The organism is Microcoleus sp. Pol7_A1 (genome assembly GCF_036701085.1).
Classification (GTDB): Bacteria; Cyanobacteriota; Cyanobacteriia; order Cyanobacteriales; family Microcoleaceae; genus Microcoleus; species Microcoleus asticus.
In genome coordinates this window covers 56,910-65,724 of sequence record NZ_JAUBQD010000044.1, presented here as the reverse complement: position 1 = coordinate 65,724, position 8,815 = coordinate 56,910, and the positions used below count along the sequence as shown (strand labels likewise).

Here is an 8,815-nt window from a genome sequence, read left to right as displayed (position 1 = left end):
TAAATCATCCAAATCTTCCTTCAGTCTTGTCTTATGGTACTCTGGCTGCTTAAAAACTGTCCGGAGTATTGTTAAATAAAAGTTAAAATTTTAATTTTTATAGTTAAGCTGTGATAAATGTTTAATAAATTGTTAGACCAAATATCTAATTTTAGCGATCGGCTATTATAGAAAACAAGCAGGATTTTAGTCTGTCACACTAGATGGAAACAGTAAACTAAATTATCCTCAAAGCCAAATAAATAGGTGGTTTACAATGGCTGTTATGCAACTAGAAGACGGTAGGACTTATAGGGATATCGCGGCGATCGCCAGCCAACTGGCTGTTTTAAATGTTCAGATCGATCGTCTGCCAATGAGGGAAAATCCTGCGGTTCGAGAACTGCTAGCCCAAGACATTCTCAATGTAACAGAAAAACAGCAGATACTCGCAGCGTTTCAAAGCGAGTTTCAACAGTTCAAGCGTGCAGACGGATGTCAGTGGTGCGACTTAAAAGTGCTGCACCCCGGTTCGCCACAGATTTACCCGCTCATGGCTCAAAGCAATCGCACTCACACCCACACAGATCCAGAAGTTCTTCACATTTTAGCTGGGGAATGTGTTTTTGGGTTTGTGTATTCTAACGGCTGTCAGGTACAGTTAATGCTGGAAGCTGAAGAATACATTAAAGTGCCAGCAAATACCGAACATTGGTTTTATCTCACTCCGTCGTTGTACTTGAAAGCCGTGCAGTATTACACCACTGCTCAAGGGTGGGTTCCTCAGTACACTAACAGGAAGTTAAAAATTAAAAACTAATGTAGTGCGATCCGTGCACACCTTAGTAAAAACTCAATGTAAGGTGCGTACTGCGCACCTTACTAAAAACTAATGTTACCCATGAAAGGCTATCTAATCCAGTGGTGTGGCTATTTCAATTTCTTCGCAGCGCTGCAAAAGCGCTTCTATTTCCTGAGCTAAAAAAATCACTTCCGGCCAAGAAGAACCGTTGATTAAATCTTGAGCGTGAGCTAATTTGTTTCTCAATGCTTCTGCTGATTTTAAAAAACGCTCTCCGTAGCGTTTGGATTTGAGTCCCAGCCGCTCGAGTATTTCCGCAGAAGTCAGGATTAAATCTCGCTTGTCGCAAAATTGCAGGTAATCGATTAAGTCAATTGCTTCATTTCGGGATCGCCCCAATTCCCAAAGGTGTTTTGCCGCTACGATGCGATCGCCCTTAAGCAATTTCTGCCAAGAATCTTGGGGAAAGTAAATGCGCACGATTCGCAATAAATTCATTTCGAGAAGCGTCACCAATCCAAATAGCAGCATCCGCACCGGTGCTTTTTGCAAATCGCCGCAGGTAACAATTCCGTTGATCCTGTTGCTTTCCAATACAAATAATCTCGGTTTTTCTCGCAGCAGCGGGAGCAATTCCATTAAAGGAGTGGACGCGGCGATTAATTGTGAGGGGTGAAAAATTTGCTGGTAGTCGCTGCACTTGCCTTTACCTAAGTGCGATCGTTCTACATAGCCGCAAACCGTGCCGTTTTCTTCGATACCGAGCACGTCAAAATCGCGGGCCTCCATCCACGATCGCAATTTGGCTGCGTCTTCGCAAGCGGGGACAGCTTTCAGCGGTTCCGCGAGGTATTTAACTGTAATGCTGTCTTTGAATAAATCCCGCAAGTCCGCGGAGCTTGATTTTAAATGTTTCATGTCCGGTAACTTCATGGATCGTTGCTGCAAGTAGAGACGCGGCATTACTGTGGAGAGCATCTCAGTTTGGTAAAAAGCATTTTTTAGGAGTGCGAGCGGGACGATCGCACACCGACAGTAAAAGCAAAACTGAGATGCTCCCTTACCGCATCCCCTACAGATTTCATGATATTACTTACTGGCTAATTCCGGGCAATAATGGTTGGCGGCAAGAGTGGTAATAATATCGGCATCCGCGAGAAAACTTTCTTTGGCAGTTGGATTTTCGATACTGACAGCTTGCCCGATCGCTCTTAATTTAAACTCCGGCAGAGAAACTCCCGATTTTGCTTCCGCACACATTCTTTTAGCTGTGGCAATTTTTTGACCGGGGGCCCTTTGGATTGCTTGCAGTAAATTGTTCGTTGTTTCTGGAGAGTAGCTTTTTGCTAAGCGTTTGTAGTCTTCGAGAAATTTCCCATCGTTTCCTGTCAGCTTAATGTCGGATTCTTGCGGCGAACACAACACATTTAAGTTAATTACTTCTCCCGCTGAATTGACCAGAAAACATCCTTCGCGTTCTTGGGCGATCGCGCTTGGATCGCTGGATACAAATTGTATAATAACGGCGGACACAACAGCAGTTAAACCCGAGTATTTTAGCATTGAAATTCACGTGATATTTTTGGGAGTTTTCACCGCAGAATGCGGAGCAATGCGGTGCTATTGGGTCATATAAATCCGGTAAATTAACCGAAATACTTGTCAATTATGGTTTCATCAACAATCTGTAAAGCTGATTCAAAACAGAGATAAACCCGCCCCGACCCAGGAAAAAGAAATCATGGCAGGAAATTCAACCGACATAATATCAGACGAACATTTCGTTGTCTATGGAAGTTTTCATTAACAGCAAACATCCCCCTTCTGTGAGGGGCGAATGTGTGGAACCGGGAACCGATCGAATGTAGTCGCCTTGATTGCAAATTTCCCCTTCTACAATTAAGTCTCCTTCTAATACAAGCACTTCCTCCGAGGCTGCGTGTCGGTGCATGGGAAATGTTACTCCCGGTTCTAGTCGCATCAAGCAGGTAATTTCGCGCTTTTTTTTGTCAATGTAAAGCTTGCCGAACGAGACTCCCGGAACTCCATAAGATTTCCATTTTACATCGTTCGATCGCACGATTAAAGATGGAGTATTGTTCTCTGTTGGGGAGCTAACAATGGGCTTTAAATTGACTGATTCTGCCGGAGTTGGCGGCAGTTCGGCTATGCGCTGGAACAGGCGGTTTTTGAGGTCGGGGGCGACAGGAACTGGGGGGGCCGTGTAGGCGATCGCGGCAATTGCGGCTTCAAAAGCTGCTAATTCACTTCTAAGTTCTGCGGACTCTTTCAATTTCTCTGCAAATGCGCCGCGTTCTGACTCGTCGAGGATATCGAGAGCTTGAAGGGCTGCAAGGATTTTATACTCCTCGTCTGGCATCATTTCCATCTGTTTTCCGGCATTAATTGTAATTCAGCCTAAGTTGATTTTAAATTTGAGATGGGTCTGCTGCCCTCGCACTCAAGATGGATGATTGGAGATGCCATAATTTTAGATTGATGTTAAAAAACTTAAATTTTGTTTTTTGACAATCTAAAAAAATTGTTCGCTCAAAGCTTGACGCAATTTGGAAATGCCCAACCGAATTCTGGTTTTGATTGTACCTGTCGGGATACCAGTTTTAGCTGCGATCGCCGCGCAAGTCAGCCCTTGGTAGTAGGCGAGTTCGATCGCCTCTTGCTGTTCCTTTGGCAGTTTTTCTAAGGCTGCTTTGACTTGTTCGCTGCGTTCTTTAAACATTGCATCTTCCATCGGTTCTGCAACGCTAGAGATGGGTACCTTAGCATTTTCCAGACAAGCTTCAGCAGCCCGGACTGTTCGCTGCATCGCTCGGAGCCGATCGAGGGAACGACTGCGGGTAAGCATGAACAACCAAGTATCTGCTCGACTGCGAGAAGGATCGTAAGTTGCTGCTTTTTGCCAAATTTGGGAAAAAACATCGATTACCACTTCTTCAGCTTCTTCTACCGAACCCAGAATTTTGTAAGCGAGAGCGTAACTTGGGCGACCGTAGCGATCGTAAAGTTTAGCTAATGCCGTTTGGTCTTTCCGGGCAATCTGCACTAAAAGCAGCGATTCATCGCCTGACTTCTGGCCTGTCATTTCAGTGTACCCAAAATTTTTGTTTTGACGGCACAGATCCAAAATTAACAATTCGGCGTATATCACTACAGAACATAATTGTAAGTTTGAAGTTGGGGGTACAAGCTGGAGTATGCCTTTTCAGGCTAATTTTGTCGTGCTTTGAATTGTAAAAATCCCAAGTCATCTTGAATTTTACCACCTGATTAGTAATTTTTTTGACACTTAGCAATCCGCTTTATGCACAACGAAGAAATGCCCTGAGCCTGAACATTCAAAACCGCGCCATTAACTCGTTCACAAGCTCTGTTCGCTCGCTCCCAAGAAGAGCCTAGAAACCTATACAAGCGATGCTCTAGCTCCACTGGATCGAGGGAGGCTCTGTCTCCGAGCAGGCATTCCCAAGAATAGTCCGGGAACGAGTAAATGCTCAATAACGCACTTTTTTACATAAATTAATCTGGCAGCACAGATCCAAAATTGCCAAACCTTCGTATACAACCAATAGGAGAAGGCTCAGCAACAGCTCAAAAGCCCGACAGGTTGACAGATTTCCACCTGTTGCTACAAAACTAAAACCCGCGAATGCGGGTTATTTACCATTGATTTGTGGAAAAATTTCATTGAAATAAAGGTGCTAACTGTGAAGCTCACAAAAAAAATTCGCCGAACCATACTAGCTATTGAAGTAGCTCTAATTGCTCTATTAACTCCAGGGATAATTGTCGCTTCTGACCACGACGACGGCGAAGTAGATATCAAAGGTCGCGCTGTCAATTTAACTGACCTCTACGTATTTCGGGAAAAAGACCAAAATTCAGGAGCTGCCGAGGGGGATTTAGTATTGATCCTGAATTCAAATCCCAGGTCTGTAGCTCGCTATCAATATTATTTCAGCACCACTGCTCTCTACCAAGTTCACATCTCGCAGGTAGGTGACGTAAATTCTACACCTACTGGACGCGCCGATATTGTGTTGCGGTTTGCTTTCAGTCCGCCTAACAATAAAGGTATGCAGGCAGTGGCTGTGACTGCTGTTCGCGGTGGCTCCGAGACAGTTGCTAAGACTACAGTTAACGGCGGGCTAATTGCCACAACTCCGCTGAATTCTAATGCTGTTTTGAATACAGTACCTGTGGGCGGTTCTAACCTGACTGTATTTGCAGGGTTGCGGGAAGACCCGTTTTTCTTTGATGTCGAACAATTTTTTAGAGTTCGCGCTGCAGCTTTGGGAACGGGGCCGCGCACTGCTTTTAAACAACCGAATCAAGCGATAGACTTTACTAAAGGTTACAACGTCAATACAATTGCCGTGCGCGTTCCGAAAGCGTTTTTGCAAGCAGGAAGCGGGGCGAATACTTTTGATGTTTGGTCAACTGTTTCTATCAGAGACGGAGTTGGCGGTTTCAAACAATTCGAGCGTTTGGCGAGACCTGCAATTAATGAGGGTTTGATAGTTACTCCCGACTTCCTGGAAGCATTCAACAGTATTCCTCCGAGATTGGATTTGAGCGGTGCGGCTGCTCCAGTGCGGCAGGAAGCTGTTGCTACTCTGAATGCTGTGGATCTTTTGGACGGTCGGGATAATGTCGATCCAAATGCGATCGCCGGAGCTTTCTTACCCGATGTCATGCGGATCGATACCACAAAAACCAGCGGCTACGCTAGCGCTACAAATGCTCAAGGAAGCTTGATCGGAGGTCGTATGCTGATGGACGACGTTATTGATATCACTCTGGGAGCTTTGGTGGGTTCTCCGGTTGGCGATAACGTTTCATATAACGGAACTGCGGGAAATCCGGCTCAGGGACACAAACCTTTAGAACCGAATTTTCCTTATTTGGCTTTGCCTAATTAGTCATTAGTCATTAGTCATTAGTCATTAGTCATTAGTCATTAGTCATTAGTTATGAATTATTGGCTAATGACAGATAGAAAATACTTTTTTAACCGCAGATGAACGCTAATTAACGCGGATGTATGAAAACTAAAACTAAACCGGAAATAAAATCTGACATTTTCTCGTGGGGGCTGCTGATAGTAGCTCCTTTAGTTGGGATGGTAGTAGTAAATTTACCTCCTAACTTGCGTTTTATTTCAGGTAAATTTTCTAATAAAAGTCCCGAAAATCTCGATGCTAATTACCGATATCATTTCTCGGAAAGTTTGAGAAATAATCCGAATCAAAAGGAAGCAATTCAGCAAGAAATTGCTTTTTACCAGCAGCGGCTGGCTGTTGATTTCCGCAGCGGTTTGAACCGGGCGGCACTGGCGGGATCTTATTTAAAAATGGCTCGCGCAACTGGGGAGGGAGGTTGGTTTTTATTGGCAGAACAGGCGGCTCAAAGGTCGATCGCCGATTTGCCTTTTGACAACAAAGGTGCGCTGTTAGTTTTAGCTCGAATTGCCGAGGCCAGACACGATTTTGCTACTGCTTTGCGCTTTGCTAAACAGGTGGGTTCTGACAGTGAAGATGCGATCGCCCTTTCAGTTACATCTCACTTAGCAATGGGAAAAGTGAGCGAGGCAAATGTTGCCGCAGAAGCTTTAGTTAACCGGATTCCGAACTTGGGTTCTCTCACTTTGAGAGCTTTAGTGAGAGAGTCTCAGGGCCGAGATGCTGAGGTTTTGCAGGATTACCGCCAAGCAATGGCGGCGGAGGAACCGGGAGAGGTTGCTGGTTCGGCGCGGGCCCGATCGCTCTTGGGTCGATTTTACGTGCGTCGCGGGCAGTTTGTGCAGGCGAAAGCGCTGTTTTTGGAGGCGCTGCGGTTGGTGCCGCGATACCCGCTGGCGCTGATTTATTTGGCGGATTTGGAGACGCGGCAGGGCAATTATCGGGAGGCGGAAGGCTATTACAGCAAGGTTTCGGCGTATTCTGGCGGGGTTGCGACGGTGTTCGATCGCACTGTCGATCGCGGTATGGCGAGAGTTAAAGAGTTAGAGGGAGATGCGATCGAATCCCGGCGACTTCGCGACAAAGCAGAAGCTGGGCTGCGACAGGAACAGGTTTCTGGCGGTTTTGGCCACCGGCGCGACTTGGCGAGTTTGCTGCTGGAAAAAGGGCGATCGCAGGATGTCGCGGAAGCGCTGGCGTTAATGCAGGAGGAGGTGAAAATTCGGCGGGATGCAGTGACGTTGGATACTTTGGCTTGGGCGCTTTCGAGCTCTGGGGAATGGCAAAAGGCCGATCGAGTGATGGCCGAAATACTGCGATCGGGCATTCGCGATGCGGGTATGTTTTACCGGGCTGGTGCGATCGCGCGGACTTTAGGTAAGGATGCTGAATCTCGCGCTTATTTTCAAAAGTCCAAGGAAATTGACCCGAGTTTTGACGATCGATCTCGCCAAGCATTGGGTTTGGGAAGTTATGAATTTTGAAATTAGCCAGAAGAACAGCCTCTTGAAGCAGGAGAAATTTATGCACACAAAATTTGTGCGATCGTACAAATATCTGATTCTTTTTTTTCTGACAATATTACTATTTTTCACAACCTCAACCAGACCAGTTTACTCGCACTGGTCAGACTTATCTGTAGCAGAAATAGTAGTCAACGATTTGCAAACCGAAGTAACATTAACCTTCCCAACAGGCTTGACCAACTTCGCCGACGACAATCGAGACAGCCAGCTACAACCTGCTGAGGTTCGCAACCACCAAACACAGCTAGAAAAGTTTTTCAGCCAACAAATTCGCATCGCCAACAGTAGCAACATTCAAGGCTCTGTAGCAGTAAAGCCGCTAGAAATAGCAGCTAAAACCGCCAGCTTAATCCAGCAGCCGAATACCCACAGCACCTTAATCTTAGACTACACCTGGGCCGCACATTCTCAAAATATAACCCCCGGTTTACCTGACTCAATTTCCATCTCAAAAGCCGATAAATTGCGGATTAATTACAATCTGTTTTTGCCCGGAGTGCTGACAGCTAGCTGTCAAGCTACGATCGTGCAAGCGGGTGCGGTAAAAAGCTTTGTATTTACGCCGCAAAACCGGGACTTTTTGTTAGCAGGAAAGGAATCTACCTGGGATTCTGGTTGGAGTTTGCTGTTAGCAATAGCGGGAGCATTTGCTTGGGGATGCGTGCACGCGATGTCGCCCGGACACGGAAAAACCATAGTCGGCGCTTATTTAGTGGGTTCGCGGGCTACTCCGGTACACGCTTTATTTCTAGCAGCGACGACTACAATTACTCACACTGCCGGCGTGTTTGCTGTGGGCGGAATTACTTTGTTTGCTTCTAACTTAATCAACCCAGAAAAATTAGATCCTTGGCTGAGTTTAATCTCAGGTTTATTAGTAGCTTTCATCGGTCTTAACTTACTCTTAGAAAAAATCAAAACTAGGTTGGTAGTGAGGACTGAAGTTATCAAAAAAATCACAAGTAAAATTTTTAAGATAAAAAACTGGTTTCTAAGGACTAAAGTCTTTACTGCCGAAGGTGAAGAAGCAGTAAATCTTTTGAGTAGGGGAAGTTGGGAGAGAGAATTTAAACCTGTAAAACCCGATATATCTCACCACTACCACCATCACGGAGACGGCCGCGTTCACTCGCATTTGCCGCCCGGTGCTGAGGGTTCTCCTATTACTTGGAAAAGCTTATTAGCGTTGGGAATTTCCGGCGGTTTGTTGCCTTGTCCTTCCGCTTTGGTAATGCTGTTGAGCGCGTCGGCTTTGGGTAATGTTGGTTTGGGAATGACGCTAGTGGTAGCCTTTAGTTTGGGATTGGCTTTAGTGCTGAGTGCGATCGGGTTAATCTTAGTTTATGCCAAACGTAATTTTGATAAACTGCCAAAGCAGATAACCGCAGTCAAATTTTTGCCTGCGGTTAGCGCGATGTTTGTAATGTTTTTGGGTTTGGGGATCACCGGACAGGCTATGTTTAAAATATTGGGGGCGAATCAGTGAGTAATTCGCAATGGATAAGTAGCGTCACCGAAATCAACCAGCA

The 8,815-nt window shown here is 45.6% G+C and carries 8 protein-coding genes; 4 read left to right on the top strand and 4 right to left on the bottom strand.

What is annotated here, in order from left to right:
• Positions 1 to 256: 256 nt before the first annotated feature.
• A complete protein-coding gene (locus tag QUA20_RS22285; protein ID WP_333191197.1) occupies positions 257 to 799 on the top strand; it encodes an acireductone dioxygenase in 543 nt (180 codons plus the stop codon).
• 93 nt (positions 800 to 892) lie between these two features.
• On the opposite strand, the gene QUA20_RS22280 is transcribed toward QUA20_RS22285, so the two are convergent.
• The 4 genes from QUA20_RS22280 to QUA20_RS22265 form a co-directional block, all read right to left on the bottom strand.
• Complete coding sequence (locus QUA20_RS22280) at positions 893 to 1,699, bottom strand: hypothetical protein (protein WP_333191195.1); 807 nt, start codon at positions 1,697 to 1,699, stop codon at positions 893 to 895.
• A gap of 171 nt (positions 1,700 to 1,870) precedes the next feature.
• Positions 1,871 to 2,344 carry a DUF732 domain-containing protein gene (locus tag QUA20_RS22275; protein ID WP_333191194.1) on the bottom strand — a complete coding sequence of 158 codons (474 nt, stop codon included), beginning with the start codon at positions 2,342 to 2,344 and terminating at the stop codon, positions 1,871 to 1,873.
• A gap of 205 nt (positions 2,345 to 2,549) precedes the next feature.
• The gene (locus tag QUA20_RS22270; RefSeq protein ID WP_333191192.1) at positions 2,550 to 3,170 is read right to left on the bottom strand and encodes a cupin domain-containing protein; all 621 of its coding nucleotides are present in this window, start codon (positions 3,168 to 3,170) and stop codon (positions 2,550 to 2,552) included.
• 144 nt (positions 3,171 to 3,314) lie between these two features.
• Positions 3,315 to 3,884 carry a sigma-70 family RNA polymerase sigma factor gene (locus tag QUA20_RS22265; protein ID WP_333191190.1) on the bottom strand — a complete coding sequence of 190 codons (570 nt, stop codon included), beginning with the start codon at positions 3,882 to 3,884 and terminating at the stop codon, positions 3,315 to 3,317.
• 622 nt (positions 3,885 to 4,506) lie between these two features.
• Here QUA20_RS22265 and QUA20_RS22260 point away from each other — a divergent pair.
• The 3 genes from QUA20_RS22260 to QUA20_RS22250 all read left to right on the top strand — a co-directional run bounded on the left by QUA20_RS22260 (position 4,507) and on the right by QUA20_RS22250 (position 8,772).
• Positions 4,507 to 5,721, top strand: coding sequence for a DUF4331 domain-containing protein (locus QUA20_RS22260; RefSeq protein ID WP_333191188.1), 1,215 nt, complete (start codon positions 4,507 to 4,509; stop codon positions 5,719 to 5,721).
• A gap of 122 nt (positions 5,722 to 5,843) precedes the next feature.
• On the top strand, positions 5,844 to 7,244 hold the full coding sequence (locus tag QUA20_RS22255) for a tetratricopeptide repeat protein (RefSeq protein WP_333191187.1): 1,401 nt from the start codon (positions 5,844 to 5,846) through the stop codon (positions 7,242 to 7,244).
• Positions 7,245 to 7,284: 40 nt separating this feature from the next.
• A complete protein-coding gene (locus QUA20_RS22250) occupies positions 7,285 to 8,772 on the top strand; it encodes a HoxN/HupN/NixA family nickel/cobalt transporter (protein ID WP_333191185.1) in 1,488 nt (495 codons plus the stop codon).
• The last annotated feature ends 43 nt before the right edge of the window (positions 8,773 to 8,815 follow it).